Source organism: Leptolyngbya sp. AN02str, assembly GCF_050565595.1.
In the GTDB taxonomy this organism is placed as follows: Bacteria; Cyanobacteriota; Cyanobacteriia; order Elainellales; family Elainellaceae; genus Kaiparowitsia.
On sequence record NZ_JBNXVR010000054.1, the window covers coordinates 13,572 to 40,405 of the forward strand.

28 protein-coding genes, 1 tRNA gene and 1 pseudogene are annotated in these 26,834 nt (G+C 52.8%); 13 read left to right on the top strand and 17 right to left on the bottom strand.

Annotated features, from left to right (window positions below):
• Window positions 1-305: 305 nt before the first annotated feature.
• The 7 genes from ACQ4M4_RS25860 to ACQ4M4_RS25890 all read right to left on the bottom strand — a co-directional run bounded on the left by ACQ4M4_RS25860 (window position 306) and on the right by ACQ4M4_RS25890 (window position 4,412).
• Window positions 306-1,898: a hypothetical protein gene (locus tag ACQ4M4_RS25860; RefSeq protein WP_430687364.1), complete on the bottom strand. Its 1,593-nt coding sequence runs from the start codon at window positions 1,896-1,898 to the stop codon at window positions 306-308.
• 4 nt (window positions 1,899-1,902) lie between these two features.
• The gene (locus ACQ4M4_RS25865; RefSeq protein ID WP_430687365.1) at window positions 1,903-2,619 is read right to left on the bottom strand and encodes a hypothetical protein; all 717 of its coding nucleotides are present in this window, start codon (window positions 2,617-2,619) and stop codon (window positions 1,903-1,905) included.
• On the bottom strand, window positions 2,619-3,038 hold the full coding sequence (locus ACQ4M4_RS25870; protein ID WP_430687366.1) for a hypothetical protein: 420 nt from the start codon (window positions 3,036-3,038) through the stop codon (window positions 2,619-2,621). The genes ACQ4M4_RS25865 and ACQ4M4_RS25870 overlap by 1 nt, the downstream gene beginning before the upstream one ends.
• Window positions 3,039-3,116: 78 nt before the next feature.
• Window positions 3,117-3,347 (bottom strand): hypothetical protein, encoded by a 231-nt coding sequence (locus ACQ4M4_RS25875; RefSeq protein WP_430687367.1) that lies wholly within the window; start codon window positions 3,345-3,347, stop codon window positions 3,117-3,119.
• A gap of 57 nt (window positions 3,348-3,404) precedes the next feature.
• Window positions 3,405-3,590, bottom strand: coding sequence for a hypothetical protein (locus ACQ4M4_RS25880; protein WP_430687368.1), 186 nt, complete (start codon window positions 3,588-3,590; stop codon window positions 3,405-3,407).
• Window positions 3,591-3,632: 42 nt separating this feature from the next.
• Window positions 3,633-3,818 (bottom strand): hypothetical protein, encoded by a 186-nt coding sequence (locus tag ACQ4M4_RS25885; protein WP_430687369.1) that lies wholly within the window; start codon window positions 3,816-3,818, stop codon window positions 3,633-3,635.
• A 33-nt stretch (window positions 3,819-3,851) separates the two neighbouring features.
• Entirely contained in the window at window positions 3,852-4,412 is a 561-nt protein-coding gene (locus ACQ4M4_RS25890) for a hypothetical protein (protein ID WP_430687370.1), read from the bottom strand.
• Window positions 4,413-4,676: 264 nt separating this feature from the next.
• On the opposite strand from ACQ4M4_RS25890, the gene ACQ4M4_RS25895 reads away from it, so the two are divergent.
• From ACQ4M4_RS25895 to ACQ4M4_RS25930, 8 genes are all read left to right on the top strand, one after another.
• Entirely contained in the window at window positions 4,677-4,874 is a 198-nt protein-coding gene (locus ACQ4M4_RS25895; protein WP_430687371.1) for a ribbon-helix-helix protein, CopG family, read from the top strand.
• A gap of 14 nt (window positions 4,875-4,888) precedes the next feature.
• Window positions 4,889-5,116, top strand: coding sequence for a hypothetical protein (locus ACQ4M4_RS25900; RefSeq protein ID WP_430687372.1), 228 nt, complete (start codon window positions 4,889-4,891; stop codon window positions 5,114-5,116).
• A complete protein-coding gene (locus ACQ4M4_RS25905) occupies window positions 5,094-5,375 on the top strand; it encodes a hypothetical protein (RefSeq protein ID WP_430687373.1) in 282 nt (93 codons plus the stop codon). Before ACQ4M4_RS25900 ends, ACQ4M4_RS25905 begins: the two co-directional genes overlap by 23 nt.
• Before the next feature lie 374 nt (window positions 5,376-5,749).
• The gene (locus ACQ4M4_RS25910; RefSeq protein WP_430687374.1) at window positions 5,750-6,514 is read left to right on the top strand and encodes a hypothetical protein; all 765 of its coding nucleotides are present in this window, start codon (window positions 5,750-5,752) and stop codon (window positions 6,512-6,514) included.
• Window positions 6,515-6,638: 124 nt separating this feature from the next.
• Window positions 6,639-6,902 carry a hypothetical protein gene (locus tag ACQ4M4_RS25915; protein WP_430687375.1) on the top strand — a complete coding sequence of 88 codons (264 nt, stop codon included), beginning with the start codon at window positions 6,639-6,641 and terminating at the stop codon, window positions 6,900-6,902.
• On the top strand, window positions 6,902-8,842 hold the full coding sequence (locus ACQ4M4_RS25920; RefSeq protein ID WP_430687376.1) for a hypothetical protein: 1,941 nt from the start codon (window positions 6,902-6,904) through the stop codon (window positions 8,840-8,842). Before ACQ4M4_RS25915 ends, ACQ4M4_RS25920 begins: the two co-directional genes overlap by 1 nt.
• Complete coding sequence (locus tag ACQ4M4_RS25925) at window positions 8,839-9,018, top strand: hypothetical protein (RefSeq protein WP_430687377.1); 180 nt, start codon at window positions 8,839-8,841, stop codon at window positions 9,016-9,018. Before ACQ4M4_RS25920 ends, ACQ4M4_RS25925 begins: the two co-directional genes overlap by 4 nt.
• Window positions 9,015-9,305 carry a hypothetical protein gene (locus ACQ4M4_RS25930; protein ID WP_430687378.1) on the top strand — a complete coding sequence of 97 codons (291 nt, stop codon included), beginning with the start codon at window positions 9,015-9,017 and terminating at the stop codon, window positions 9,303-9,305. Before ACQ4M4_RS25925 ends, ACQ4M4_RS25930 begins: the two co-directional genes overlap by 4 nt.
• On the opposite strand, the gene ACQ4M4_RS25935 is transcribed toward ACQ4M4_RS25930, so the two are convergent.
• The 3 genes from ACQ4M4_RS25935 to ACQ4M4_RS25945 form a co-directional block, all read right to left on the bottom strand.
• Window positions 9,302-10,411 (bottom strand): hypothetical protein, encoded by a 1,110-nt coding sequence (locus ACQ4M4_RS25935; RefSeq protein ID WP_430687379.1) that lies wholly within the window; start codon window positions 10,409-10,411, stop codon window positions 9,302-9,304. The genes ACQ4M4_RS25930 and ACQ4M4_RS25935 overlap by 4 nt on opposite strands.
• Window positions 10,412-10,713: 302 nt before the next feature.
• Window positions 10,714-10,787 (bottom strand) — tRNA-Arg (locus ACQ4M4_RS25940).
• A gap of 44 nt (window positions 10,788-10,831) precedes the next feature.
• Window positions 10,832-11,959: a tocopherol cyclase family protein gene (locus ACQ4M4_RS25945; RefSeq protein ID WP_430687380.1), complete on the bottom strand. Its 1,128-nt coding sequence runs from the start codon at window positions 11,957-11,959 to the stop codon at window positions 10,832-10,834.
• A gap of 166 nt (window positions 11,960-12,125) precedes the next feature.
• Here ACQ4M4_RS25945 and ACQ4M4_RS25950 point away from each other — a divergent pair, with 166 nt between their 5' ends.
• Together ACQ4M4_RS25950 and ACQ4M4_RS25955 are read left to right on the top strand one after the other, a co-directional pair.
• Window positions 12,126-12,611 (top strand): hypothetical protein, encoded by a 486-nt coding sequence (locus ACQ4M4_RS25950; protein WP_430687381.1) that lies wholly within the window; start codon window positions 12,126-12,128, stop codon window positions 12,609-12,611.
• 761 nt (window positions 12,612-13,372) lie between these two features.
• A complete protein-coding gene (locus ACQ4M4_RS25955; RefSeq protein ID WP_430687382.1) occupies window positions 13,373-15,073 on the top strand; it encodes an NAD(P)H-quinone oxidoreductase subunit 4 in 1,701 nt (566 codons plus the stop codon).
• A gap of 352 nt (window positions 15,074-15,425) precedes the next feature.
• Here the strand turns inward: ACQ4M4_RS25955 and ACQ4M4_RS25960 are convergent, their stop codons facing one another.
• Together ACQ4M4_RS25960 and ACQ4M4_RS25965 are read right to left on the bottom strand one after the other, a co-directional pair.
• Entirely contained in the window at window positions 15,426-16,529 is a 1,104-nt protein-coding gene (locus ACQ4M4_RS25960; RefSeq protein WP_430687391.1) for a protein kinase domain-containing protein, read from the bottom strand.
• Between the two features lie 386 nt (window positions 16,530-16,915).
• Window positions 16,916-17,512, bottom strand: a complete 597-nt coding sequence (locus ACQ4M4_RS25965) for a Maf family protein (protein WP_430687383.1) — start codon at window positions 17,510-17,512, stop codon at window positions 16,916-16,918.
• An 829-nt stretch (window positions 17,513-18,341) separates the two neighbouring features.
• Here ACQ4M4_RS25965 and ggt point away from each other — a divergent pair.
• Both ggt and ACQ4M4_RS25975 read left to right on the top strand, forming a co-directional pair.
• Complete coding sequence (gene ggt, locus ACQ4M4_RS25970) at window positions 18,342-19,901, top strand: gamma-glutamyltransferase (RefSeq protein ID WP_430687384.1); 1,560 nt, start codon at window positions 18,342-18,344, stop codon at window positions 19,899-19,901.
• A 312-nt stretch (window positions 19,902-20,213) separates the two neighbouring features.
• Entirely contained in the window at window positions 20,214-20,621 is a 408-nt protein-coding gene (locus ACQ4M4_RS25975; RefSeq protein WP_430687385.1) for a hypothetical protein, read from the top strand.
• A 30-nt stretch (window positions 20,622-20,651) separates the two neighbouring features.
• On the opposite strand, the gene ACQ4M4_RS25980 is transcribed toward ACQ4M4_RS25975, so the two are convergent.
• From ACQ4M4_RS25980 to ACQ4M4_RS25995, 4 genes are all read right to left on the bottom strand, one after another.
• A complete protein-coding gene (locus tag ACQ4M4_RS25980; RefSeq protein ID WP_430687386.1) occupies window positions 20,652-21,923 on the bottom strand; it encodes a hypothetical protein in 1,272 nt (423 codons plus the stop codon).
• A gap of 69 nt (window positions 21,924-21,992) precedes the next feature.
• On the bottom strand, window positions 21,993-22,445 hold the full coding sequence (locus tag ACQ4M4_RS25985) for a hypothetical protein (RefSeq protein WP_430687387.1): 453 nt from the start codon (window positions 22,443-22,445) through the stop codon (window positions 21,993-21,995).
• 22 nt (window positions 22,446-22,467) lie between these two features.
• The gene (locus ACQ4M4_RS25990; RefSeq protein ID WP_430687388.1) at window positions 22,468-22,857 is read right to left on the bottom strand and encodes a hypothetical protein; all 390 of its coding nucleotides are present in this window, start codon (window positions 22,855-22,857) and stop codon (window positions 22,468-22,470) included.
• A 46-nt stretch (window positions 22,858-22,903) separates the two neighbouring features.
• Entirely contained in the window at window positions 22,904-23,962 is a 1,059-nt protein-coding gene (locus ACQ4M4_RS25995; protein ID WP_430687389.1) for a hypothetical protein, read from the bottom strand.
• 350 nt (window positions 23,963-24,312) lie between these two features.
• Here ACQ4M4_RS25995 and ACQ4M4_RS26000 point away from each other — a divergent pair, with 350 nt between their 5' ends.
• Entirely contained in the window at window positions 24,313-26,568 is a 2,256-nt protein-coding gene (locus tag ACQ4M4_RS26000) for a WD40 repeat domain-containing protein (RefSeq protein WP_430687390.1), read from the top strand.
• A 155-nt stretch (window positions 26,569-26,723) separates the two neighbouring features.
• Here ACQ4M4_RS26000 and ACQ4M4_RS26005 read toward each other — a convergent pair.
• Window positions 26,724-26,834: pseudogene (locus ACQ4M4_RS26005) on the bottom strand (IS982 family transposase); the annotation flags it as partial.

The following is a 26,834-nucleotide window of genomic DNA, read 5'->3' on the forward strand; positions in this document are numbered from 1 at the left end:
TGTTACCTATCGGTGCTGTGATGGTTTGAGATGTACTCCAACTGCTGCGACTGGAGCAACGCAACGTCTAATGACTTGCATGGAAGAATAATCAATCGCTTTCATTTGTTGAACTATTGGGCAAGAAAAAGCCGGGGTATTTTGCCCTGGCTTAGCTGTGTTTAACAGCATTCATTCACCGTTCACCATTACATCACAGCGATCGCGCTTGTTGGACTGTTGAACGTTGGGCACAAAAAAACGGGGTAAATCGCCCCGTTTTCTCTCTCATCTGATCTCAGTCCAACATGCCCAACAGTCCAACACTATGCAGCCCAAATCGTTTTGGCTTCCATGTTGACCGCGATCGCCTCATGGGTGAGCAGCTCGGCAAGGATGGGCTGCAATACGTCTTGGCTGTGGGAAACGACCTTACCCAACGGCTTAGCCTGCTGGAGTGCTCGCATCTCAACCACACCTGGTTGCCGCTGTAGCCATTGCAGCAACCGCAGGGCATCCGGTGAGTAGTTTGGCTCTGTCGCAATCTCCCATGCGGGTGGCAGCCCTGACGCTGGCGCTGGTGCTGCGGCTTCGAAGTTGGGCGCGTTGTCCAACAAGGGTTCCAACACTTTCAGGACGCTGGTATCTGCGGCCATATCTTCCACCATCCAGGGGTAAGGTTGCTGACCAACCCAGCGCACTAGAGCATCATTCTTGAGGCGTCGCGCATGGTCTTCGACAAAGCCTCGGCCTCTCAGATAGGTGAAGCACTCACGCAAGCTGCCCTCACCCGCAATGCCCAGCGCTTTGACCTCGCCACCCTGACTCAAAATGATGAGCCGCATTTTGACCTTACGGGCCTCACGCGCCAATGCCTTAACGTTGGTGCTGGCATCGTCACAGTTGGCAGCGATCGCCGGGTACTCATCAATCACCACATTCAGCATGGGGTAGCTTTCGTCGCCTGCGGCATAGCGCTGGTAGCGCTGTTGCATTTGCTGGTGCAACCCGTCGAGGGCTTGAGCGATCGCGCCATAGTTGCGGCCAGCACCCACCACGCGCACACCAGGGAACTCGCCGGGGCGATGATGTGGAGTAATCAGCAGCAGCTCGCCACCGACCAACGGCAACAGCATCTCGGCTAGGGTAGACTTGCCCGCTCCGGTCTTACCCAACAGCAGCAAGTGAGGGAACATGTTGGGGCGATCGCGCAGTTCTGCCCAATCAAATAGGGGCAATTCTGGGGAAGCTGTTGGACTGTTGGAATCTTGTTGGAATAAGGGTTCCAACGCTTCAACACCCTCCTCAAAAACGTTGCTTTCGTCTTCGTCTAGCTCTACATCTTCGGCACTCACCACACCCGCTTTAAACATGGCCTTATCCAAAATGTGGGTGACTTCCGCTCGGAATTCGGCAGTGATGGCAAAGATCAACTCGGCATAGTTGGCGCGGTGGCTTGGGATTTCTCGAATCTCGTTTAATCCTTCTCTAACGCGCCGAATCATGCGATCGAGGGTGCGCTTTGCCGTGCTGTCGTCGAGGTGCCCTAAGCGGTCTTTCAAGTGGATTGGGTCAAGCTGGCTGTACAGATAGGCGAGGGCTTCCCATCGAGGCGATCGCGTTCTGAATGCTCCAGCTAAGTTGTCATAGTCTGAGTTTGGGTTGAGGTCTAAGGCGAGGTTGCCGCCGTATGCCTCGCGTTGCGCGTCCATTTCCAGCAGCAGGCTAATTCCAGAGATGGCCATCCCTGCCAGGGCGATCGCCACCATCAGCGGGGGCATGGTGCCAATAAACAGCAGCCCCAAGGTAGGCGCAACGCCTAGAACCTTTACCGGGAATGATTCGCGGCGCGATTTCCGCAAGCGCTGGCAATCAGCCTCAAATGCTTCGATTTCGTCTTTCCAAGTTGCGTATGCCATGGTGTTATTCCTCTTCAGGTAGTGAGCGTTGTAGGTTGGCGATCGCGTTGGCAATTTCAGCCGGGACTGCTGCCCACAAAAAGATGAACAAGCCCGAAATGCTGAAGCCCTCGACGAGATAGGCACTGCTGACGATGGATAAATCCATGTACCAGAGCGGAATCATGAACAGCCCAAAAACAACCAGCTCGAAGCCGTTGAGTGGGGATAATCCGCCATTCTTGGCAATTCGAGCGTGGGCAACGATGTACCGAACGCTGCCCCATTGCAGGATTTGAACGAACACGGCAAAGATGGAAACTCCCACCATGAAGGCCCAATCCCAGGCAGTGGAACTGGTGAGCAGCACTTGAGCTACTTCTTTAGATGCACTGAAGCCCACACCGGGTTTGGGGATGATGGGCGCTGGCAATACACCAGCGGCAACGCAGTAGACCTCTGCAGCTAAGGCCATGCCGATAAGCAACACCAGCATGGCAATGATGCTGAGCATGGAGCGCTGAAAGAACGTTTTCAGCCAACTTAGGGCAGTACCCAAGGCGAGGTGTACAGCGCTAGCACCTTTGGCTACAGAGCCGTGCAGCTTTTCCTGGCGATCGAGATAGCTATCACCGCGCGATTGGGCTGCAGCTGTGGGTGTAGTGCTGTCGCTGGATGCGGCTGAACCTTTGGCAGCACGGGCTTTGGCCTTACGTCGATACAGTTTCAGTGATTCAGACATTAGCCCAATGCCTCCGATGCGACTTGCTGACGTGGACCAGGCACAGCACCGCCGCACATGGGCGGATCAGCCTCGACAAAGATAAAGGCCAACTGCCCTGATTCGTTAGTAATACGGCCAATACAACGGCCTTGTGCATCGCGCACGACGGCTTGCACTGGGAAGCCTTCAGCCCAGCCTGAGAGGTCGATTTGAGGAGGAATGCGCTCGGTATAGGTGTAATCATTAACTTTCACCCACACGTTGCCGGGAATGGTGCTTATGGTGAGGTTGGCTTGCTGTGTGGTGCGATCGCTTACGGCGATGGGTTCGGCGTCCTTAGCCTGCTGCTGTTGGAGTTGCACAGCGGTCACGCCAACAGAGCCGAAAGTTAGAACGGTGCCCAGTAATGAGCTAATCAATCGAGGATTTGGGAACATTTAGAGGTCTCCTGTTTTGTCAGATCAGGGGAACAGGGGCGATCGCCAAGTTTTCGCGGATCGGGCGATCGCTCTGTCTTATCGGTGGGCAATTCGACGGGATTGAGCCTTGATAAAGCTGTCGCGCACCGCCCACCAGATGATCGGCAGGTTAATAAGCACAATGGCCAGAAATGCAGCTTCTGAGAGGTTTTCACCAAACAACAGGGGCATCGCTGCAAAGCCAAACATGGACACGAGGTGAGCATCGTAAAGCGCGTCATAGCGGGTGTATTTCTTGTGCTTAGCGCGTGTGGGTCGTTTTCTCATGAGGATTCCTCAGCTGTGGTGAGTGGTGGATGAAGAGGCGATCGCCTCTTCACAGAATCAAACCTGGGACAGCAAGGGTTGCTGGGTAAGCTTTTCGGCCTTGCGTAAAGCTGCTTCGAGGGTGAAGTGGGTGGAAACGTGCTCGTCTGTGGTTTCGTTCCACAAATCGAAGAATTCACCATCAAACGAGAGCGACAGTCCGTGGGTGGCCAAAGCATTTTGAATATCGTTAGGAATCAGCATGGGTTAAGGGTTTTGAAGGGTTTACAAAAGGGGATCTGAGGCTTATTGGGTGGGTTCCACTGGGAAAAGCTGGCCGACACTGATGAACCATTCGCCGTCGATTTCAAATAGGCGATCGCCCCAATCAGGGCGATAGAACATGCCCGTATCAGTTGCCCAACCGTGGGGCGCTTTGGGGTCTCGCTTGGCTGGGTGCGTGGTCTCGATACGGGCTTTCAGGTAAATCATTCAGGGAGCTCCAAAAGGTAAGGGATAGGGCGATCAGGATTGCGGCTGTGAGGGCGAGGGCTCCGAGGGCTTTCCCAACCGCTGCAACGCTGCCAACTCTTCCTGTAGCTTTTGGGTTTCAGCCGTAGTGGATGCATCGATTTGTTGGGTTTGCATCTGATACAAACGGGCTTCTAGTTCTAATTCCCGTCGTTTGTTGGCGATCGCATCTTTGGCCTGCTGGGTCTGCTGTAACCGTGCTTGCCGCGCTTCAATGTCCTGTTGCATAGCAGTTTGCAGCCCATCAGCAGCGGTCAAGAACTGCTGAGCAATTGCCAACGGATCATCAAAGCTCACCACCTCGCCAGCGCGTAACGTTTCAAGGCTGTACTGCTGGGGAAGCTGTGGAGCTGCCAGGGTGAGAGCATGGTTACCCACCTCGACGGTTACAGGCGATGTGGGCGATACAGGCATTAGATCGAATTCGTGGGTAAGTGTGGCGATCGCCTCATCACTAAGGCCAGCGCTGGTATCAATGCCCAATTCCTGGCAGCGTCGATAAACCGTAGCCTTTGCAAGATTGTTGTCCTTCGAAAACTTGGTGAGCGAAATCATGGAAACCTCATCAGTACTGGATTGAAACAAATTCCGTTTCAGCGAAACACGAAGAAACAAGGGTTTTGGGCGATCGAATGAAACGCTCAAACAAAAAATGAGTTCCTGCAATGTTTCCGATCTGTTTCTGCTTTTGTGCCTTATACTAGCCACAGTGTGCACACTTTTGCAACACTATTTTGCTACTGTATTGTTTTAGTTGTGTCACGGTAAAACCACTAAGGGGTAAAAATGGCCCCATCGTATAACCTGAGAGGTGGACACATGGATTCGATTGAAAGCGTGGCAACCGAAAAGGCCCGTATTGTGGCTTATTGCAGTAATGAAATGAAACGCAAGCTAGAGAAGCTTGCTGATTTGCGCTTTCGCAGTGTCAGTAATTTGATTGAGGCTGTCTTGGCCGAGGAAATTGCCAGGGCAGAAGCTAGTGGGGAGCTACCGCCAGACAATCCAAGTAACTAAAGGCGATCACCACTATGGGATTTCAAAACGTGAGCAACACCGAACTGCGGCAGCAGTTTGAGAAATTAGAGGCAGAACTGCAACGGCGAAAGCGTGAGGCGGTACAGCAGTTTATTGCCCAAACGTTGGCATCGATCCGGGAAATAGATCCTGAGTTCAGCATTTTCGATCTTGAGTACATGGTTCAGAAGGCCGCAGAAAAGGGAGGAAGCGATCGCCATGACGAATCAACCCAGCACTGATGAACGCTTGGAACGCATTGCCGAACTATTGGAAGCTACTGCGCAACAGCTCGCAGCGTTGAGCGAGCAGATCACGATGCACATCCGTCAGGCTGAGCAACGCTCTGCTGCGTTGGATGCCAAGCTAGATCGCATCGCCACTACGTTGGAACAACAGAATCGCTCACTCGAAGGTCACATGCGCTTAGCCGAGCAGCAGGCCCAAACGGTCGCGACCCTCACGAACCTGGTGAGCCAACTGTTATCCGCCAGGGCATAAAGTTTGCCTTTAGCTAAAGCCTCAAAACCAAGTGCGATCGCATTTGGTAATGTTTTGCTTCGCTTTTTTATTGTTTCCAGAACTCGCAAAAGCCTTATTGCCAAGAGGTTGAAAAGGTTCTGGAACATTGCCAAAAAACAGGATGTTTCCGCTTGATGAGTTCTGGAATTATTCGAAAAGTCAGCAACTTCCAAAAACACCTTATATCCTGATATTTATATTTTGATATAAAACGTCAAAGCCTTTGTGGAAAAAGGTTTTAAGGACTTTTCTGAAAAGACAATGATTTTATTGCTTTGATCTTGACAGATTCGAAACTGCAATTTTATATCTGGATTATCTTCACAAAAAAACCTTTTCTGGAACAGCCAAAAATGCCTTCGAAACTAACAGTTTATCCAGTCGAGAGGGTTCCGATTCCCTGGGACTCTTCCTTGATCGAAATTATCGAAACGCTTGCACCACAGCCGGGGGGTGGCTTATCGGAAGGTGAGTTCGCTTTAGTCCTGCTGACGGCTCGGGCTTGGCAGCTGGGGCTGCATTGGTTGGTTCGATTGACCTGGGACTCGAAGCACCGCTTTCCGCTGCGACCTAAGTTAATGCGGGCCTACCGACCGTACGGGGAATTTCTTGCAGCAGTTCGGGAACTGACGATTCAGTGCCACGCTGACCAATCGGCAGCAGGTGCGTTGATCGCCTTCCCTAACGCTGCCGATTGGTATCGCGAGATCGTCCGGGAACTGGCGACAGCCGATACGATCGCAGCCCTCACGCCAGTCGAAGAACTGCAAGGCGATCGCCGCAAAAAGGAAGGAATTCGTCGTTTTCGACTTCAGCCTTGGGTATCGCTAGCTCGTTACGAAAACCCCTTCGACCCGCAGTGGATGCCTGCAACCTGGCTGCTGCACCAGGTGGCGATCGCGCTAGCGGAGCGTTCTGATATCTGGCGTAAGAAAAACTTTTGGCCCTATTGCGATGCAGGCAAAGCCTGGGCAAAGGCCACCACCGGAGAAGGGTACGGCGTTTGCAGTTTCGACGGTCAAGGCCAGCTTCGGGTTCAGTCTGGCCAAAACCGTAGCACCCAAGTTGTGGCGTTGCCCGAACCCTGGAAAAAGTCGATCGCCGAAACCCTTCGCTAGAAGGCGTTTTAGGGTTTAGTACGGCTGGCGATCTTTTAATTTTAGATAGCCGTAACCTGAAAATCAAACGGGGCAAAGCCCGAAAGCTCTGCCCCGAATCAAAAAACCTAAGGTCAATAGTAACGTGCGAAACTCAAAAATTGCAAGGTTGGCCGAGCCAACTGCGGCAACAAGCCGCTCTGCTGATCACTGGATTAGTTACCCTATCTTGGATCTAGAAGATCCCCTAGCCGCTCGGGTCGAGGTCGAGGGCGATCGCACTCACCACAAAATTTCAATTGTGATCGTCGGAGCAGTTCCGGTTCTAGAAGTTGCGATCGACGCAGCCCAGGCAGCTTTAGAAGCTTACGCTGATGCGATCGCTCAAGCAGCTCAGGAGGTGGTGTGATGGCGATCGCCTCCGAGCAAAGATTAAATCTAACGCCGCTTGCCAACCCAGCTAGCCCTTGCCCGATTTGCGGAGCTGGCCAGCGCTGCCGTTTCGACCGTGCGGTTGCCTACTGCTCGGCACAGGGTGGGCAATCGGCCAGGAAAAAGGCAAAAACCAAAGGCTGGTCGCGATCTGGCCAAGCAATCGAGAATTTTGCAATTTGGCAAACTGGAGACGCGATCGCCCTCGCTGAGCCAACCACTGCCCCAATTGCCAATCAAACTTCTGACGACGCTATTCCGACTTTCGCTCAAATTGCCGAGCGCGAGCTTTACCAGGAAACTGCTTGGATCTGCGTTTCGGGAAAACTTTATAGCTGGGCCGAAACGCACTTCGTCGCCAGCCCTGACGAAGTCGAGCTTCGACGAATTGCCGAATTGGCAAACGAAAAAACAGTCGAAACGGTCGATCGGCAAGGCAAAAAAACAGTTAAGACAAGCTACGCGACTGCCAAAGAGGTCAGGAACGCACTTGACTGGGTCAAGCAGCGGTTTGCTATTTCGCCCGACTTAGTAAATCCGTCAGGTCAAGTCAACTGCACGAACGGGATTCTAGTCCTGCAAGAGGAAGGCGATCGCATAATCCGTACGCTGGAGCCGCACGATCCAAAACAGCATTTTTTCCTTAGCCCTCCTGGAACAGCCTACGATCCAAACGCTCCAACGGAAGATTGCGATCGCTTGCTGGCAGCGCTCGATCCACCCGAACAACAAATTTTACTCAAGACAATAGCGGCGTCAATCCTTCCCAAACTTGTCAGGCGTCGGCACGGTCGCTTGGTTCGGGCGATCGTGGCTAAGGGGGTCGGCAGCAACGGCAAAGACGCCCACCGCGAAGCCTTTAGTCAGATTTTTGGCGGTGCTGGTTTTGCTTCTTTGGCCTTCGAAGATTTTGACCAGTACGATTCTGGTCGGAAATTTCCACTTACTGCGTTAAGAACCGCCCGAGTAAGTTGGTCTTCTGAAAATCAAGCGAGAATCAATCTGGACAAATCGCCAAGCTTGAAACGGGCGATTACGGGCGATCCGCTCTACTGCGAATTTAAAAGGAAGGATCAGGAAGAATTTATACCGAAGGCGGTCCTAATCTTCAACGTCAACGATTTGCCTAACCTGAAGGCTGGCTTGGAAGCGATCAAAAGCCGCTACGCGGTTCTGAGCTATCGAAAGCTTTATAAAATCGGTGCCGATCCTAGCAAAGGTGAAATCGAAGCCGATTCCAGGTTCAAATACGATCCTGATTTCTTAAGGACAAACGTATTACCTGCGTTGTTAAATAAATTGGTTGAAGCGCTCCAAGCGCTCATGGTTGACGGCATCGACTACAGCCCCTGCGATCGCGCCCTCGAAGAAATACAACTCCGCAATAGCCACCTGTTTGAGTTTGCGCTAGAGACTGGCCTGAAGCTCGATCGCGACTCAATTATCCCGATTGGCGAGCTTTGGGCGCGTCTCGAAAGTTGGTACCGATCAACCGAGGTTTTGACTTGGCAGAACGATCGCAACGCTTGGGCAGAGCCGATCCGCAGGGGTGACGACTGGGTAAAGGGCGCAAACCAGGTATTTAGCCGTTTTTCAATACTTTTCCCGCAGATCGAGCTGGTCAACCTGGGCGGTAACCGCAAGGGAATCAAAGGGCTGAAGTTTGAGCCAATCGGCAAACCAAAGGCGTCTGAGCCGGAACCAGTACCCGAGCCAGAACCACCGCCCCAAGCCACCGCCGAACTTTTGCAAGTTGGCGAGTTGGTATCCGACTCAAAAGGCCGAACGGGACAAATTCGGCTAATCGATGGCGATCGCGCTCAAGTAGACGGCGATACAATTTTCGGCTGGTTTGCCCTATCGGAGCTAAAGCCATTAGCGCCGGAACTTTCGCTTAACGGCAGGGCAAGCCCGTGACGTTCGCACCGGGCGATCGCGTCGTTACGCCAGCAGATAACGCTGCAACGGTACTCCCGCCCGCATGGGAGATGCCAAAGCACACCCTAATTCAAATCGATAACGGAGCAAAGGTTTGGATATTGACCAGCCTGCTCAACCAACCTGAAACCTCTAGGAAAACCCGCAAACGATGAACGAAGAGCGCGTCCGTGAAATTGTACGGGAAGTTTTGATCGAAATGATCGCCCCAGGTCTTCAGCCGAGTGACGACGGCTGGCAGGACGCCACCACCGCATGGGAGGTTTTGGGTTACCCCAGCTACGACGCGCTTTACAAAGATATTCAGGCTGGGTTGCTACGGCAGGGCAAGGAAGTGTTTGATCGGCGCAAGCCAGGTGCCAGAAAAGCCCGTTGGACTGTTGATGTCGCGGCGGCCAAACGAAGACTGGCAGAAAATCCAGAGAATCGACGCGGGATTTAGGCTGGTGGCCTTGGGCGATCGCTTCGCTCCATCACCCTTTTGGCCGCATCCTGATTTGTCTTTAGGCCAATGTGCCGATGGTATCGTTGCAGATGAATCTGCGGCGTGTGCCCCATCAACGCGGCAGCAGTCGTGACGGGTAACTCAAACGTGACAGAGGCCCGAATTCCATAGGCATGCCGTAGATCGTATGGGGTGAACGGCACCTGATAACGCCGAAACTGACGCGCAACTTTATCGCCAAGCTTGCCAGCTTCGTATAGTTCATGAAGGTTCTGGACTTTGGGCAAAACTGGCGATCGCAATTCCCATGCTTCCACCCATTCAGGATAAAGCGGCTGAAACACAAGCCTTGGGCCTGTTTTGCCTTGCGTTACCTGTAACCCTTCATCAGTCCAGTGACAAAAAAAGACTTCGTGATCACGCAACCCAAAAGCCGCCATCACTCCATAGACCCAACGCCATGCTGAGTTTGGGATTTGTTGCCACGTGGCCGCGATCATTTCATCCGACGGCACGTTCCGAGCTTTTACTTTGGATGCCCCATAGTTGCCCTGGTACTGAAGTAAATCAACTTCTATTCCGGCAAATTGAGCGAGCTTCTGTAGCTTCTGGCAGGTTGCTTGGCGGTTCCGCGTATTGCGTTCCGTAGCATGAACCTGCCGCAGCACCTCATCTTTGTTGAGTGGCTGTTCCTGTGGCAGACGGTTGTATACCTTTGCCCATTGGTTTTGCCACGTTGCAGGCCTCAGTGTATGGGTTTCGAGGTAGTGTGCTTTGAATTCTCTTATCCATTGAGCGGTTGGCTTGCCGTCAAGGGTTTTCCCAGCAGGCAGGTATGCGGCCCAATCAAATTGCCCCATAACCAGTCGGGAGCCTAGCAACCGTGCCTCAGCTTCGGCTCGACGGAATCCATCGGGGTTGGCTGGCAGTCCAAGAAAGATTCTTTGTTGATAAGGTTTTGGGCGATCGCTGCCAGGTTTGGGTGGCAGGGTAGCCCGCATGAGCAGCCTGTTGCCCACCTGTTGCAGCTGCACACGCACACGGCCATCTTTCAGCCGTTGGTTAACCGCTTCGAGCGTCCATTCTGTTCGAGAAGAAGGCATAGGTTAGCCAGTTTGTTAGGCAGATCAGAGGATTGCTTAGGCAGCTTTAGGCACTGGCTAAAGAGTCGAAACCCTTATGGGACAAAGCTTTTACTTTTCAAAGTTAGCCACATTAGCCAGTTTTGCCAGTTACTATCTATTACCAATACCCAGAACGATCTTCACTCTGGGTATTGGGCAAATTATGCCTAAATTTATGCCTACATTGCCGACAAAACCTGACGAATCTACGCTATTCCAGAACTTGACAGCAATTACTCTGAATTGCTCAAAACCTTTGGTATCAATGCTTTTGGGCTATACGGGACTGGCGCGATTCGAACGCGCGACCTACCGCTTAGGAGGCGGTTGCTCTATCCTGCTGAGCTACAGCCCCAAATGACATCCATCATAACACTCTCATTTCGGCGAGCTGTTGCATCACGCGCGCTCCCAAATCTCGTGCCATGGTTCACCTCCTGTTTCTAGCCCTGCCGCTTGGCTATGGGCTTCGCAGATAAGATGCAGTTGGTTGGCTTGTTTTTGGTAAAGCTGTAGCGTGAGTTCGCCATGGGTGGTATCCCGACAGTTGAACACCATGCCGTTTTCGCTTGGAACCCGCACGGTTGTGGCGGAATGTGGTGGAGCGATACCGTTCAGGGTTACTACGTACTGTCCATTGTCTGCGGTCATCTTCCAAATACCCCAGGGGTGGACTGTCCAGCGAATTTGGGCATTCCATGGCACAAATTCGTAGAACTGTTGCTGGTGATGAACTCCAACCATGCCAACAGTTTCTTGCAAGCCGAGGAGATGGCGCAGGCTGCCAACAGCTGTGAGTGTTAGATCAGGCTGTGACTCAAAGCTGTTGCACTGAATCCAAAACCATTTGCCGGGAAATGAACTTCCCCAATTTTTTTCGGAATAGACTGGTGCATCTACAAATTCGTAACACTTGCCCAACCAGTCGATCCAGCCTGTGGCGTACCCGTGCGCCATCAAAATTTGCCAGCCCGGTTCAAAAATTGGAAATTGCGAAAGCCAGCCTGCAGTGGATTGCTGAGCTTGGTTGGTAGATCCCCATCCATAAATGGGTTGAATGGTGTATTGCCAGCGGATCCACTCATTGGCCCTAGGGTTGTACAACTGCCCCTGATGGTGGGTGGCTGTGAGCTGATAGCCCTCGTGAACATGGGTAAAGAAGCGATCGCCCTGCAAAAACTGAGGCTTTGGTGCTGGGGAGCGGTGCTTGCGCCAGTGTCCCACACCCAATGCATTGGGCCATGCCCAAAATTGCTGCACATTTGGCAGAGTGCGGCAAAAATAAGCATCGTTTGGGCCGAGGACTTGGGCGCATCCACCACTGTGGGGCTGGCCGCCAATGGGGTCTTCAATGGAGTACATGAAGGCAAATGAGTCTTTGCAGGCGGGTAGGGTGAGACGAGTGTACCAGCCTTCAAAAAAGCGATCTGAAGAGCCCGTCCAGTGGTATCCACTATGGGGTGTTTGCAAGTGAGCAAAGTGAGAGCGGTTGGATGAAGGTGAAGTGCTGGGGGTATCAGCAGCCATCGGTTGATCGGGTTACAGGGGGTATCGGTTTAAAGGTAACGCAGATTGAATATTTGACTGGCGATCAGAATTTGATCGGGATTTGATATAAGTGAGTTTCAACAGCTAGCCGATCCGTGGCTTTCAAATGCAGTAAAATTAGTACAAGATTACTATTTATAAACTTATGGTTCAATACACGCTAGCTCAAAGCCCTGAAGTGATTCTCACGGTGCCCGGAAAAGACTCTGCCAAGGCCCGCGATAAGGCAATGGATCAGCTCATTGAGCTGATGGAGTCTGGTGAATTGCCAACTGACCTTTCTGAAGGGTTTAGTCCTCAGCAGTTTATTGAAGTGAAGGAGCCAGCTCCGATGAATCACGACGATGAAGATGTGATTACGCAAGCGGTGCAAGTGTTGAGCAATTTAGCAAATCTCAAGCTCAAGGTGCAGGCTTCGCGCGCGGATGCAATGAAGATTCGGGAGCAGATGGATTTGTTATTTACTGATGATGAGGTAAGTGAGGAGGAAATCACAAATCTTAAGGAAGGGTTTAAGGTGTTGAAGTCGTTTGCTCAGGCAAATTTGCGGTATCGGGAGGCGCGATCGCAGGCAGAACAAGCACGAACTGTGTTGGATCAAGCCCTCAAGTCCGAATCTGATTCGAAGTAGACCTGCTGTTGGGAAAATGCTTCAATCTTTCCTCGTTCTATCATCTAATCTAAAAAGATGAAGCTCAAACCTGACATCAACCTCTGTTTGTTGGATCAAGACGAACCTTATCACGTGCTGGCGATCGCAAACGTGGTGTAACGGCAAACCAGTACGGTTGATGCCTGCTTAGCGTGGGCTGCCTACTGAGGATTCAAAATCTACAAGCGAACTTAAAACTGCTCAACCACAGTGACGAACGTCATTTCGCCTCTTCATGATGTACGAATTGTGGACAAAATTCTCATGGTCTTAGATCAGTAGCGCACGATAAAGCGTAGACCATTGCTTGCATCAGTCCTCGCTTTTCACACTCCTTCAGGGCTTAGCAAGCCCACCAAATGTAGTGTGTTGATGTTGTGTGTGGGGTGCGTCGTACCCCCCACACAACACAATGCGTAAGTCCTGTCCTTGTCAGCCTCTTGTATCGCTACAGGTCTGGAACAGCACCCAAATGATGGTGTGCAAATGAGACCATGCGGATATTGATAGTTTGCTCGATCTGGATAGAGCGCCAGCCCGTTAAGTCATACGCCTTTTCTGCCACAACGGTTGTAGGCCGATGAGGTCGCTCAACGCTGAGCAAAATCCCGTTATTGATCTATGTGAAAGTGCGATCGCATTTATTTTTGTCTATGGATGAGCCAGAAAAAATGTTAACTCTGCTTTACAGACTTTAGTAAAATGTCTGTATCAACGAATAAGTATTTATTCTCACTCACATGATGGATCGATTTCCTTGGCTCACCACGATCATCCTGCTGCCGCTCATCGCTTCCATGCTCATTCCCTTGCTGCCTGGAAAGGATGGCAAGGTCGTGCGCTGGTATGCCCTAGGTGTAGGGATCGCGGATTTTGTTTTGATGTGCTACACCTTTTGGCAACATTACGATCCCAGCAGTGCAACCTTTCAAATCGTGGAAAAGTTCGCCTGGATGCCCCAACTTGGTTTGAGTTGGGCAGTATCGGTCGATGGAATATCAGCACCGCTCGTGTTACTAGCTGGGTTGGTGACAACGTTATCTATCTTTTCGGCATGGCAGGTTGATCGCAGGCCCCGCCTTTTTTACGCGTTACTCTTGGTGCTGTATGCGGCTCAGGTTGGCGTGTTTGTCGCGCAAGATCTGCTGCTGTTCTTCATCATGTGGGAGATTGAGCTTGTTCCGGTTTATTTGCTCGTTTGCATTTGGGGTGGGCAAAACCGCAGCTATGCAGCGACGAAGTTTTTGCTGTACACAGCAGCAGCTTCCATCTTTATTTTGGTGGCGGCTCTAGCCATGGCCTTTTATGGTGACTTCACCACCTTCGATATTGCAGAACTTCAGCTCAAGCATTTCCCTCTCACGCTGGAATTGTTGCTCTACGTTGGTTTGCTGGTCGCATTTGGGGTCAAGCTGGCAGTCTTTCCACTGCACACGTGGCTGCCCGATGCCCACGGTGAGGCATCCTCTCCGGTATCAATGATTTTGGCGGGCGTGTTGTTAAAGATGGGTGGCTATGGGCTTATCCGCTTTAACTTAGAACTGTTGCCCCAGGCTCATGTTTACTTTGCCCCTGTGTTAGCCATATTGGGTGTTGTCAACATTGTTTATGGCGCGCTCAATTCCTTTGCCCAAACCAATATGAAGCGGCGCCTTGCCTATTCCTCCATTTCGCACATGGGCTTTGTTCTGTTGGGCATTGCCTCGTTTAGTGACTTGGGTATCAGTGGGGCCATGCTACAAATGCTTTCCCACGGGTTGATTGCGTCGGTTCTCTTCTTTTTGGCAGGGGTGACTTACGATCGCACCCATACCATGATGATGACCAAAATGGGTGGCATTGGTCAGGCAATGCCCAAGGTGTTTGCTCTGTTTACTGTGGCAGCTATGGCTTCATTGGCTCTGCCTGGTATGAGTGGATTTGCCAGCGAGATTGCCGTATTTGTTGGGATGACGACAAGCGACATTTACAGCTCTACATTCCGCACAGTAACCATCTTTTTGTCTGCTGTAGGGCTGATCTTGACGCCAATTTATTTGCTATCGATGCTGCGGCAGGTCTTCTACGGATGTGGCTCTGAGCTGATGTGTGATGTGGTGCCCTCCTGCGATTTGGAGGATGCTGCTCTCAAAGAGTTGGGAACTGAAGAGGCTGCCTGTTTTGGAACGAACTGTGTGCTGCCCGCCGATGCGGAATTTAAAGATGCCAATCCGCGTGAGGTGTTTATTGCAGTCTGTTTCTTAGCGCTGATTGTGGCGTTTGGGTTTTATCCTAAGCTGGCAACGCAGATGTACGATGTGAAGACTGTTGCTGTAAATGCAGAGGTTCGTGAGTCGTACCGCCAGGTGGCCTTGTCCAATCCCAAAATCTACGCGAAAGGATTTTGGAATGCGACGGTTTCGGAATCGCAAGCCCCCAAGATTGAGCGTATGGGTGTGTAGCCTATCCAGCTCAGTTTGATTCAACTGCTTATTCGGCTTAACGTCAGTTTTGGTTAAGGGCTGTTCTGGGAATTGCATGGTGCGCAACTCCTAGAGCAGCCTGTTTTTGATGACACATTTTCGATTAGGACAATTTTGAGGACGACCTTGTCGTCCTCAAAATTGTTTCTAACTGCGCGACAGCGATAGATTGGCATGAGTGCCAATTCACGAAGACTGTCTGCATGAATCGTTATGCTGCAGAGCCGCATAACGATTCATGCAGCAAAAAGCCATTTATGAGGAGCCCTACTAAAACTGCAGCAGGTAGGTTGCATGTGACGTGCTTTGGAGTTGGGCTGGAGTTGAGGAATTATAGGTACCCGGAACTCATGAGTTCACCGTTCCATTGCTGTCGATCTTGGCGTTGTTGTAAGCGCTTGCGCCAGCCGCGAATTTGATCAGCGGTTTTGCTAAAGGGCGATCGCCCAATTGGTACAGGGGGTTCTAAGGTTGCAATTGGTTCGGGTACGACAAGCGGACGACGCGGCTTGTTCATACAATCGGCCAGATTGTCTAAATAGGGCTCTAGTTCAAGTGCCCGCATGACTTCGCCGACCGATTGATAGCGCTCTCGAACCGAAACCTTGAGCAACTTGCTTAAAATCTTGCCAAAGTGATCGGAGACGGCCACATCATTTTCCCAGCACAGCTCGCCAGTAATGGGATCGTATTCAAACTCCATGGGAGGACGACCCGTCAACATAAACAGGCAGGTGACCCCGATCGCATACAAATCACTGGCATAGGTAGGGCGTAGAGCCAACTGCTCGGGCGGTGCAAAGCCAATCGTGCCTACAAATTGAGTCGTATGACCTTTTTGAGTGGTGTTTTCCAATTCGGCGATGCGCTCTTTGACTGCACCAAAGTCGATGAGCACCAAGCGGCCATCATCCTGACAGCGAATGATGTTGGGTGGCTTGATATCGCGGTGAATGACTTGCTGGCTGTGAATGAACTCCAGTACGGGCAAGATTTCGACAAGAAACTGCTTGACTTTGTATTCCGAAGCAGGGCCATTTTGCCGAACTTCTTTCGCTAGAGTACAGCCGTGTACATATTCCTGAACAAGGTAAAACTCGCCCTCTTGCTGAAAGTAGTCAAGCAAGCGCGGAATTTGGGCGTGGCTTCCCAACTGGCTGAGAGTTTTGGCTTCTCGCTCAAAACGTTCGCAAGCGCGCTCGAACGTGGTGGGATTACTGACCTTGGGGCAGAGTTGCTTGATGACGCAGACTGGATTGCCCGGAAGCTGGGCGTCGCGTGCCAAAAAAGTGACACCAAAGCCACCCCGGCCTAGGGCTTTCATAATTTTGTAGCGATCGCGAAACAAGTTCCCCGAACGACACATTTCGTTGAGGGATGGCGACGCTTGGGACGCTTGTTTGGATGCGAATAGCGGCTCAGTGGAGAGTTCCATAAACAGCAAGGAGTGTCACTCCAAACGTTGGCAAATTTGCGAGATGCAGCACCCAACCCTAAGCGGAAACCTCGGCGATTGGATTTGAATGAAACCTGAAACGGATTACATCAATTAAACCAGGTTCAGGTGGATGGGACGGTAGCACTACTTACTAAGGTAATGCATGTTTAGCAGAATCTTTATCTACGCCGAGTTACGTCATGATTTTCCTTAACTTTAGAGGGGTTTTACCTCGGTATTTTTCGTGAACTCTGGGGGGTGTTGCCAGATGCCTCCAAAAGTGTGTGAGGAGGGGCGAGAACTAGACATGCCTGATGCAAGGGAATCGATTGGGTTCGACCTATGAATTGACGTAAACCAGCTATCGGGTGTGCCGGACGCTACTATTGCCAATACTGGGTAATGTCATAACCTAGCTCGGCCACCATTTGACGCAGCAGTGGCATGCTCAGCCCAATGACGTTGCTGTGACATCCAACTAACTGTTCAATGAGCAAACCGCCTTTACCCTCTAGGGCAAAACAGCCCGCGCAGTTGAGCGGCTCGCCACTCGCAACGTAGGCTTCAATTTCATGATCGCTCACATCGGCAAAGTACACTTCGGTCATGCGGCTGCGAACGAGGGTTTTTGGGTGGGTGGTATCGATGAGGGCATGGCCGGTGTAGAGTGCGCCAACTCGACCCCGCATTTGCTGCCAACGGGCGATCGCCTCTGTGGGGCTGCTGGGTTTGCCGTGAATTTCGCCTGCCAGCGCCAATACTGAATCACAACCCAAGACTAACGACTGGGGAAATTGCCCCGCAACGGCCTCTGCCTTACCTTGAGCCAACATTTGTACCAAATCAACGGGATTTGTTGTTTTGATTTGGGACTCATCAAACTGGCTGGGGCACACCACTGGGTTGATACCAGCCGATCTCAAAAGCCGAAGGCGTGCAGGCGATGCCGACGCTAAAACAAATTGAGGAACATTCGCCATAAATTAACCCGTACTCTTCACACGTTAAAACAGGGGCCTAAAATTTGGCTGGCACCGCTCAATTCTTCTCATCATATAGTGCAGGTATGAGTCCTTAAGCATGAATCGTCGGACAGTTTCGCTTCTCAGCGATGCACGTTTTCAAAAAAAGGGTTTGGGCAGTAGGCAGTGGGCTGGACATGGGCTGAGCGCCCACAAACTTGAACAAATTTTCCGGATAGCATCTACTAAATTTGCATAACTAATTTAGTAGATGCACCCTGAAAGCCTTTGGCCTCGCGCCAAAGGCTTTTTTATGGCTGTGGCGCGAGGCCAATCAAGAGGGCTTTGGTGGCTCCATACCTGACGTTTACTTCTACAAAAAATGAGCTACACCTGAGCAATAAAAAAGCTGGCTCCCACGCCAGCTTGTTAAATACTGAAAACGTTGTTCTCTCTAAGTTTGGAAGAAACCCGCTCTGCGCGTTCCCAGGGCGCAAGGGTCTTTCAAGGGTTATCTGGTGTATTCAACACAACAGATGAACCCTTTTCCAAAGAATAGTGTATCAACATACACAAACATTTTGTTATAAAAGTTTACGGCTGTTTGGCGATAGGTATATAAACCTACTTAATCAGTCGATGGCTAAGGGGGGAATTTGCCGGGAAAAGAGGCGATCGCCCTGCTTCTAGAGAGGTTATGTCTTTCGACTGGGCCGGTTTGAGCCGGTTTAGGCGGAAACAGCAGAGCGGAAATTCCCTTCTGCTTAAAAAGCCGGAAGAGATTGCGCTCAAGGGGCCAAAGCATATTAACGTTGAGAGCTAGTCCTTTTGTGTGAATGCTGGGGTTATGGCTGCAAAGGTTCAAGGTGCGATCGCGGCAGGGCATCCCAAAACCGCTGAAGCTGGAATCGAGATACTGCGCCAGGGAGGCAATGCATTTGATGCGGCGGTGGCGGCGGTGTTGGCAGCCTGTGTGGCCGAGCCAACGTTAACCTCGCTGGGCGGGGGTGGGTTTTTGCTGGCTCATACGGCGCAAAACCAAAATGTTTTATTTGACTTTTTTACCCAAACGCCGCGCCAAACGCGATCGCCCAATGAGGTTGAGTTTTACCCCGTTGAGGTGAATTTTGGCACTGTGACCCAGGAGTTTCACATTGGGCTGGGGTCGGTGGCGGTTCCTGGCGTGGTGAAGGGGCTGTTTCATGTGCACAATCGCTTGGGACGGCTTCCCTTTGCGGCGATCGCCGAGCCTGCCATTCACTATGCCAAAACGGGGGTGGAAATGGGTTCCTTTCCCGCCTATTGCCTCAAAATTTTGGCACCAATTTTGACGAGTTGCCCGGAAGCCCGAGCGGTTTGTGCGCCGCTGGGCCAACTGTTGCAGCCAGGTGAGGTGTGGCATGCTCCAGCCATGGCCGACACGCTAACGCTGCTGGTAGAGGAAGGGGCCGATGCGTTTTACCAGGGAGATTTGGCGCAGCAGATGGTGCGGGACTGTCGCGATCGCGGTGGCTATTTGACTCAGGCGGATTTGAGCCAGTACCAGGTGGTGGAGCGATCGCCCCTGATGACGGACTATCGGGGCAATACGCTGCTGACGAATCCGCCGCCTAGTTCGGGAGGAGCGCTTATTGCCTTTGCGCTGGGGCTGCTGTCTACTGTGGAGTTGGCAAAATTTGGGTTTGGTTCGGTAGCCCACATCACGCTGCTGGCCGAAGCGATGCGCCAAACCAACCTGGCCCGCGCCGATGGCTACGATGCGCGATTATATGAGCCAGATGTTGCAAAGCGATTTTTGTCGGAGCAGCACCAGCGCCACTATGCCCAACCGCTATTGGGCGCGGTGAATAAGTGGGGGAGCACCACTCACCTGAGCGTGATCGATGGCGAGGGTAACGCGGCCAGCGTCACTACGTCCAACGGTGAAGGCTCGGGCTATACCATTCCCGATACGGGGGTGATGCTGAACAATATGCTGGGCGAAGCAGATTTGCACCCAGCGGGCTTTCACTGCTGGCAACCCAATGTGCGCATTTCCTCGATGATGGCGCCAACGATTGTGTTGAGAGATGGACAACCGGAGATTGTGCTGGGATCCGGTGGCTCAAACCGCATTCGCACCGCGATTTTGCAGGTGATCTCTAATGTGGTGGATTTTCACATGCCGGTGGCCGATGCTGTGCACAGTCCCCGCATTCATTGGGAGAATGACGTGCTGAACTTGGAGCCAGGGTTTGCTTTGGAATCGTTGGGCGATCGCACTGCCTTTCCGTTTGATCAGCAGGTGGTGCAGTGGGAACAGCAGAATATGTTTTTTGGCGGAGTGCATGCGGTGTTTGAAGCGACGGATGGTACCCTGACCGGAGCGGGAGACCCTCGCCGAAGTGGTGCGATCGCTGCTTTATAGTCTTGTGCTGTAGCCCCAAAACCATGGGAATTTACGGGCTTTTGGTCGGTTTAGTCCTCATCCACCAGTCGTTTATCAAGACTAGACCTCCTGCACGAATTGCTTTTGGAAGGATGAATCATTGCGCAGCACCGTCGCGCAATGATTCATGCAAGAGCTCTACTGTTTTGCAGGATGCAACCCATTAACATACCTGAAAAGTAATTGTTGTAGATTTGAGAGACCATTCAAATCTATTCCGGACGGGCTACTAGAATTGAACGACTCGCTCAGCCGTTTTGCGGTGCTGCAAACCCTTACTCAACTTGGCTCATGAATCCTCTCGATCGCCTCAAGCGTTTACCCTGGTTGCCCTTGCTGCAAATTGCAGGATTGGCGGTGCTGGCTACTGGAATTTTGGAAATTGGGCTGTGGGTGGCGATCGCAGCGTCTCCGGTGGTGCGCCAAGCGATACAACTGCTGTTTGCGCCGCCGTTGGGCATGTTAATGGTGGTGGCTATTGGGGCGGGACTGGGAGCGATCGCCGTATTGTTGCTGGAGCGGGTGCGGCGCGATATCTACATTACTGTTGGGGTGTTGTGGGCACTGGTGGGCTGCATTTTGGTGATGCTGCTGATTCGGCAACTGTTCCCCGTAGTGGCGCTGCCATTAACGGACAGCGCCTCGCTGATGGGCGTGATCTTGGGTGTCTTTTTTACGGCACGTCGTTATTGGCGATAACGGTTAGAGGAATGTGTAGGGAATCTGGGCCTACAAATCCAGACCAAACAAGCGCTCCAGGCCAATGTCCTCAACGGTTTGCTGAAGGTTGGCGATCGCTCCTGAATTAGACTGCGTAGCGTTGGTCGGGGTGGATTGCGCCATGGCTACGTCTCCTGCGCTTGGGGAAGCAGACGCAGAGCCATCCGTATCGAGGCCAGGAACGATCGCTGCTGTGACCGGCGCCGTGGATTGGGGAGGTGCCGTGGCGATCGCGGTTTCCTGGTAGGATTGCAGCGCTTTGGTAATCATGCCCATGCGTCGTTCCTGGTCGTGTGAAATGCTGTGGATGTTGTTTCCCAGGCCCGGGGCGTTCCACTGCTGGCTATCGGGGTCAATAAAGGAGCGAGTGCGAGACCACAAGATGGCCTCATCGCCCGTCATGCCCAGTTCTTTTGCCTGAACTAGCCAGTCGATATATCCGCCTCGGTCGAGCGCGGCCAGAGGCGCTTGGTTCGCCAAGTCAATGCCGTTCAGCGTTTCTTCGAGCGTGAGGGTTAATCCGTAGGCATTGGCCTTTTGCTGGAGGGTAGCGGCCTGTCGCTGGAGGCGTGCTAGCTGTTTGCTGTCGGCTTCTTCGGGGGTGGCGGCCCCATGCTGATAGGAAAAGCTGCCCAAATTCCACACGCCATTGCCCGGATCGGTATGGCCGTAGTAGGCTTTGGTGCGCAAGCCCTCGGGGGTGCGGGTGCCCTCGGCGCTGCCCACTGTCCGCGCGACTAATGAATCCGATGCGCCTTCAAATAAGGTGTCGAGGCTGGCGATCGCCATTCCCCCCTGAGCGGCTACAACCGGCTTAGGCGGCATGGGGGCTGCTGTGATTTCCAACTCGTCCAAGGCAAACGAGAGTTCGATGGGGCGGGCGGCGCGATCGGGCTTGTCAGCGGGCTGCTCCGCGGCTTCGACGGTGGGAGCAAGGCCCAAATCCACAAGGGGTTCGGGGACGAATTGGGGCGGGGGTTCGGGAGTGGAAACGGCTGCAAAAACAACCCCTTGCGGCAGTGGCGGTGGTGGGGGCAGGTCTTTGAGTTTGCGGTGGGCCTCGGGCTGGACGGGGGCATTGGCCGCTTTGCTGGGAATGGCTAAGGGGCGAACCACGGTTTCTAAATCGACGGCTTCCTCGGCGATCGCCTCTTCTACAGAAGCCGAGGAGGAGGCCGCCATCAGGTCAAATTCGAGAGAAATATCATCAGCCTGTGCCGCAGATGCACTGCCCAGCGCGATCGCCACTGAGCCAACGAGCAGCCAGTAAGGGTGTTTCATGGATGAGGAGATAGGGATGAAAGATGAAGAAAAAAGCGAATTTGCAACCTGAAGGGAATCAAAAGTTACTTAGCCCTCGCCGCCGCCCACCCGAATATCTTGGGGACTGAGCACTCGTTGCAACACTTCGTTGGCTGGTTCAACCATGGTCCAGTTGCCATCGGGCTGACGCCGCAGCGCCGCAAATTGCAAAAAGTCGGCAGAGCCAATGTGGGTGCCCCGTTTCACTCGACCCAGCTTGGGCGATCGCAGGCCACACAGCCGAAAAAGATAGGCAGGCACCTCAGGGCTGGAAAACACATAGCACCCATCCACATCGTTGGCTTCTAACTGTCCGTCGAATGGAGCATAGACGCGATCGCCCGACATCTCAATCGAAATATCGCCCAATCCGCCAGCAATGCGGTGCTCTCCAACGGCTACTCCAGGTTGTAGCTCCCAATTTTGCTGAATGGGAACCTGGCGCACCTGCGCAGAGTTGCCAGAGTTGCATCCGGCCACGAGCAGCAGCACTCCGGCCATTAGCAACGACCTGCACCGCATCTTATTGATAGCTAAACCGATAACCCGCATACTCGTTTCCTTCGTAGAGAATGACTAGTCGAGTCTGCGGGTCAAAAGCCAGCGGATAAACCTGCCGCTCGGCAGCAACCCCCGCCCGAACCTGTAGGCTTTGAAGTTGACAGTAGGGTTCACCCACAATTTGGGAAACCCGCTCTCGGCTGTCACGCTCGGGCACGGTTAAAAACTGCGCCAACTGCTCGCGAGAAAGCCGAACCTCTTCGTTAACGGCACCCTGACAAGCCTCGTGGACACTGCCACTGAGGAGAGGTGCGCTACTGCGAAAATCGAACATGAGTGCAACAAATGCAAGCATCAACCCGCCAATCAGGAAGGGATTGAGCGGCGGATGCTCAACCGTACGTTGTTTCATAAACCGCTCCTCTTGGCGGGCTGTGTTGCGATGAGCACGAGACACGCTAGAACCGACCTCCCAACAGTAGGCCAACCATGATCATGAACAGGCGATAGCCCCAAATCATGCTGGTTTCAGGCGCGACGGTGGTGCGATAGGCTGCGATCGCCGCTGGAGTCACCACCAACATGACCGCTGGAACCCATAGCACCGGAAACGAGGCCAACAATCCATCAATCACCACCCGGGCGATCGTGGCACCCACAACCCAGGCTGCTGCCACCGGAAGCGACATCGGCGGCTGGGCGGTAACGGCTTTTGCGGCGGCCCGCACGGTTGGGCGATTGCCCCGCAAGGAAGCAGGCCGCCGCTGAGGAATCAATGCGGTCAACTGCTTGAGCCAGTGTTGCACGCTCACCACGGCATGAGTCCAGTCGTAGCTGTGGCGCGACGAAGCTCGACGGCGCAAGGTCGAAGCCATCATTTCGGCTTCGCGCTCTAGTTTGAACAGATCGACATCTCGCGTGGTCACAACCCAACCGCCTGCTGCATCGGGCTCGACATGCAGCACTTGAGAGGTTTCGTACTCGCAGATGGTTGATAGATCTCGCTGGCCCAGCGGATTATCCCGCAGATCGGCATGTTGCAAGTCGCGCTCTAGCCGTTGGGCGATCGCCTTAAGCTCTAGCATGGTGGCTTCTTGCTCGGCAGACAGGTGGTTAATGTGCTGAGCTTTGGCCTCTAGCTGTTGCAGCAACTCGTTGGCGATCGCTTGTGCGGCCTGGGGTTGCGGGGCAGGGCTGGATGAGTTGGGACTCGGTGGATTGATGACGGCATAGCGCGACGAAGTGGTTGGAGATGTGGCGATCGCCGTTCGAGGAGATGGCGCAACGGTGCCGTAGCCACCTGCGGCAACACGATGACTTTGAAATTGGTGAATTTGGAGAGAAGGAGACGACGCTTGAGGAGTCGTGACGCGAGATGCAGGAACGGTGGCCGTGTTGGGAAACATTTCGACCATGCTGGCGTTGGCACTGGGCCGAGCGGGAGTGTTGCGAGATGCGATCGCCTGTAGCCGTGCCTGAATTTCCTTGAGTTCGAGCTGAGTTGGGGTTTCTTTCATAGACAACTCCTGGGGGAGGATGGGATGGGAACGGATTGACGAGAGACCAACAAACCTATAAAAAGATAGATACAAGAGTACTGTTAATAGTACTAGTGTACTAAAAAATAATCAAACATTTTGCATAAATTCCGTTTCGAGCGGAACTTTAAGAAAGTCTTTGCGATCGCCCGGTCTGCTTTACACGGCAAACTGGGCGATTTGGTCGTTTGGGCTGTTAAGCTTGCTGGAATGTTGGCGTGAAGCGATCGCAACCGTTGCGTGGACTAGTACAGCTGATGAGTACGGTTGGCGATCGAGTGCTATCTCGGTTTCTCTGTTATGAATAACGGTGGAAGCATGGAGAAACCATGAGCGAACCGTCCAACAATTTGCAACCGCCATCTTCTGATTCAGAGCTGAGGAGTCTGCTACTTGACTTCCGCTGGCTGCAAGCCAAGCTTGAGGCAACCAGCGTTGATTGTCTGCTTCGCGACTATGAATTATTGCCGCTGGATCTGCCGCTCAAGCTGATGAAGCATGCCCTGGAGATCTCGGCACCTGTGCTGGTTGATAACCCGCATCTGCTGGCAAGCCGTTTGCTGGGGCATCTGCTGGCACAACCCCAACCGGAGGTTCAGGCGCTCCTGGCGCAAGCCCAACAGCATGCACCCCGTCCCTGGTTGCGCCCACTTCAAGCCAACCTAATTGCTCCCGATGGAGCCTTGCTCGATACCCTTGAGTGTGGGAGTGTCCGGGTCGTCAAAGTTTCTCCTGACTTGCGCTGGGCGATTTGCAACGCAATCGACCGCCGCCGCCAAGACGGTACCTACGGCTCCGAGACGGTATCCGAGTACAGCCTCAAGGTGTGGGACTTGGGCGCTCGGCAACTGGTGCAGACGCTAGCCACTAGGGTGGACGTTTTTGCCCTGGATGTCTCGGCTGATTTTACGCAAGCTGTTACTGGAGGTAATAACTTTTACGATGTCACTGTGTGGGATCTGCAACAGGGAGCAGTCCTACACACCCTCAAGGGGCATCAAGAGCGGGTTTCTGCCATAGCCCTCTCTGCGGATGGCAAACGAGCCATTTCTGGTTCCCATGACGAAACGCTCAAGGTATGGGACTTGCAAACCGGAGAATTGCTGCACACGCTGGTCGGCCAAAATGCCAAGGTCGATTCTGTCGCTGTCTCTGCTGATTTTACGCGAGCCATTTCCTCGAGCAATGGCATGATCATCATTTGGGACTTGGAGGCTGGTCAGGCCATTCAGACTCTGAGAAACGGAAGGGGAATTATTCGAGCGGTTGCAGTATCAACAGACTTTACTCAAGCCATTACAGCTTATGAAAAGCTTCTTAAGGTGTGGGATCTGCAATCGGGCACAGTCATTCAAACTCTAGAAGGGCACAGTGGGGGGGTGAACGCCGTGGTAGCCTCCGCTGATTTTACCCGAGCCCTTTCTGCTGGGAAAGACAATACTCTCAGGCTGTGGGATGTGCAGACTGGAACGGTGTTGAAGACGATGGAAGTCCGCTATCTCTCCGACTTCTCCAAGTCGGCAATGAGGGAAGCCGTGTGGTCTGTGGCGGTGTCTGCTGACTTCACTCGAGCTATCGCTGTTGGTTCAGGAAAACTTAAGGTATGGGACTTACAAAGGGGGGAGGTGGTTCCGCCACCGCGACCGCATCGCAGTCAGGTGACGCAGCTAGCCCTCTCTGCCGATGGCACGCGAGCCATTTCTGTCTCCCAGGATCGTACCCTCAAGCTCTGGGATGTACAAACTCGACAAGCCATCCAAACTCTCAGAGGCAGAATTTTGGACTCAGCTGTGTCGGTGGCTGTGTCGGATGATTTCTCTCAAGCTGTCTCAATCCATTATGGACGCCTCCTCCATGTCTGGGATATTCAGGCCGAAGCAGTGGTGCAAACCTCCCAGGAAGCCGTTCTTCACAGTCAGGGTGACAGCACTTTGCCCTATAACGAACGGTATTCTGTCCGCTTAGAGGACGGTAGTCCGATCGCGGTGACCGCCGATTTTGCTCAGGCCATTGCGGTTGTTGCAACTACTGAAGGACCCATCTCAGTCTGGAATTTGCGGTCCGGTCAACGGCTCCAAACCCTCGAACGGCAAACACGGACCTCTAATGCGGCACTTGTACTCTCCACAGATGGCCATCGTTTGCTTTCAGCGGCTGAGGATGAGATCAAGGTCTGGGATTTACAGACCGGAGCCGTCGTACAGAGGATGGAAGTTATGCGGGAGAAGACATGGGATACGAAATACATGTTGTCTATCGCAACCTCCGCTGACTTTACTCAAGCTATCTCAGCATCTAGTGACTGTACTCTGAAATTGTGGGACCTTGAACGAGGGCAGTTGCTTCACACCTTTGAGGGGCATCAAGATCATGTGCTCTCGGTGTCCGTAAACGCTGATTTCTCTCGCGCCCTCTCAGCCTCCTATGACAACACCCTCAAACTGTGGGATCTGCATACCAGAACCCTTATCACCACCTTTGTGGGCGATCGCCCCTTCCTATGCGCCACCCTCTCAGCCGATGGGAAAACCGCGATCGCGGGCGACTACGGTGGCTGCGTCCACTTCTTCAGCGTAGAAGAGTAACCCTGGACTCGCCTTTGTCACTTGAGCCCATCAAGCTGCATTACACAGTGAGCCCGTGCAATCACAAACTATTTTGCTGCAACTCATTAGAACTAGAAGGGACAGGCTGGTGTACTTAGCAAAGTAAAAGAACTTTTTCATAACCTCAGTTATGGTTAAGCCGCAGGAGACAAAGCCCAATCTAATCTCAGAGCAGGCTTCTTCGGCTGGTGGCAATAGGCAATCAGCCCACACAGGATGTTGGCGAAGCAATTGACCGGACTGCG

Bases quoted from the DNA above. Each gene is read 5' to 3' on its own strand.
- ACQ4M4_RS25955 (WP_430687382.1), top strand. From the start codon at position 13,373: ATGATGGATCGATTTCCTTGGCTCACCACGATCATCCTGCTGCCGCTC.
- ACQ4M4_RS25995 (WP_430687389.1), bottom strand. From the start codon at position 23,962: ATGAAAGAAACCCCAACTCAGCTCGAACTCAAGGAAATTCAGGCACGG.
- ACQ4M4_RS25875 (WP_430687367.1), bottom strand. From the start codon at position 3,347: ATGAGAAAACGACCCACACGCGCTAAGCACAAGAAATACACCCGCTAT.
- ACQ4M4_RS25980 (WP_430687386.1), bottom strand. From the start codon at position 21,923: ATGAAACACCCTTACTGGCTGCTCGTTGGCTCAGTGGCGATCGCGCTG.
- ACQ4M4_RS25990 (WP_430687388.1), bottom strand. From the start codon at position 22,857: ATGAAACAACGTACGGTTGAGCATCCGCCGCTCAATCCCTTCCTGATT.
- ACQ4M4_RS25865 (WP_430687365.1), bottom strand. From the start codon at position 2,619: ATGTCTGAATCACTGAAACTGTATCGACGTAAGGCCAAAGCCCGTGCT.
- ACQ4M4_RS25910 (WP_430687374.1), top strand. From the start codon at position 5,750: ATGCCTTCGAAACTAACAGTTTATCCAGTCGAGAGGGTTCCGATTCCC.
- ACQ4M4_RS25880 (WP_430687368.1), bottom strand. From the start codon at position 3,590: ATGCTGATTCCTAACGATATTCAAAATGCTTTGGCCACCCACGGACTG.
- ACQ4M4_RS25900 (WP_430687372.1), top strand. From the start codon at position 4,889: ATGGGATTTCAAAACGTGAGCAACACCGAACTGCGGCAGCAGTTTGAG.
- ACQ4M4_RS25985 (WP_430687387.1), bottom strand. From the start codon at position 22,445: ATGGCCGGAGTGCTGCTGCTCGTGGCCGGATGCAACTCTGGCAACTCT.
- ggt (WP_430687384.1), top strand. From the start codon at position 18,342: ATGGCTGCAAAGGTTCAAGGTGCGATCGCGGCAGGGCATCCCAAAACC.
- ACQ4M4_RS25930 (WP_430687378.1), top strand. From the start codon at position 9,015: ATGAACGAAGAGCGCGTCCGTGAAATTGTACGGGAAGTTTTGATCGAA.
- ACQ4M4_RS26000 (WP_430687390.1), top strand. From the start codon at position 24,313: ATGAGCGAACCGTCCAACAATTTGCAACCGCCATCTTCTGATTCAGAG.
- ACQ4M4_RS25890 (WP_430687370.1), bottom strand. From the start codon at position 4,412: ATGATTTCGCTCACCAAGTTTTCGAAGGACAACAATCTTGCAAAGGCT.
- ACQ4M4_RS25860 (WP_430687364.1), bottom strand. From the start codon at position 1,898: ATGGCATACGCAACTTGGAAAGACGAAATCGAAGCATTTGAGGCTGAT.
- ACQ4M4_RS25895 (WP_430687371.1), top strand. From the start codon at position 4,677: ATGGATTCGATTGAAAGCGTGGCAACCGAAAAGGCCCGTATTGTGGCT.
- ACQ4M4_RS25920 (WP_430687376.1), top strand. From the start codon at position 6,902: ATGGCGATCGCCTCCGAGCAAAGATTAAATCTAACGCCGCTTGCCAAC.
- ACQ4M4_RS25885 (WP_430687369.1), bottom strand. From the start codon at position 3,818: ATGATTTACCTGAAAGCCCGTATCGAGACCACGCACCCAGCCAAGCGA.
- ACQ4M4_RS25960 (WP_430687391.1), bottom strand. From the start codon at position 16,529: ATGGAACTCTCCACTGAGCCGCTATTCGCATCCAAACAAGCGTCCCAA.
- ACQ4M4_RS25965 (WP_430687383.1), bottom strand. From the start codon at position 17,512: ATGGCGAATGTTCCTCAATTTGTTTTAGCGTCGGCATCGCCTGCACGC.
- ACQ4M4_RS25935 (WP_430687379.1), bottom strand. From the start codon at position 10,411: ATGCCTTCTTCTCGAACAGAATGGACGCTCGAAGCGGTTAACCAACGG.
- ACQ4M4_RS25975 (WP_430687385.1), top strand. From the start codon at position 20,214: ATGAATCCTCTCGATCGCCTCAAGCGTTTACCCTGGTTGCCCTTGCTG.
- ACQ4M4_RS25870 (WP_430687366.1), bottom strand. From the start codon at position 3,038: ATGTTCCCAAATCCTCGATTGATTAGCTCATTACTGGGCACCGTTCTA.
- ACQ4M4_RS25905 (WP_430687373.1), top strand. From the start codon at position 5,094: ATGACGAATCAACCCAGCACTGATGAACGCTTGGAACGCATTGCCGAA.
- ACQ4M4_RS25950 (WP_430687381.1), top strand. From the start codon at position 12,126: ATGGTTCAATACACGCTAGCTCAAAGCCCTGAAGTGATTCTCACGGTG.
- ACQ4M4_RS25945 (WP_430687380.1), bottom strand. From the start codon at position 11,959: ATGGCTGCTGATACCCCCAGCACTTCACCTTCATCCAACCGCTCTCAC.